This window comes from Sulfitobacter sp. HI0129 (genome assembly GCF_001635395.1).
In the GTDB taxonomy this organism is placed as follows: Bacteria; Pseudomonadota; Alphaproteobacteria; order Rhodobacterales; family Rhodobacteraceae; genus Sulfitobacter.
Map to the genome: position 1 here is coordinate 1 of NZ_LWGH01001002.1, position 262 is coordinate 262.

A 262-nucleotide genomic window follows, 5' to 3' on the forward strand; every position below is an offset into this window, starting at 1 on the left:
GAGCAAATACAGCGGTTTCGACCCCGCCCACCCGGTGCCGGAACCGGGCTATGTCCTCGTGATCGACCAGACCCGGGGCGACGCCTCCGTCACCGCGTCAGGCGCGGACCGGGCGCGCTTTCTCGAAATGCTGGTCTATGCCCAGCAGGAACACCCCGGCGCGCGCATCGTGATCAAGACTCACCCCGAAACGCGCGCGGGCCACCGGGCCGGGCACTTCGACGCGCAAGATACCAGCGACCGCGTCACCCTGCTTTCGGGT

The 262-nt window shown here is 68.3% G+C and carries 1 protein-coding gene; it reads left to right on the top strand.

Translation table 11 applies throughout. The features are described 5' to 3' along the window. Positions 1–262 (top strand): capsular polysaccharide export protein, LipB/KpsS family (locus A3764_RS21725; protein ID WP_443069408.1); only part of this gene is annotated, 262 nt, incomplete at both ends.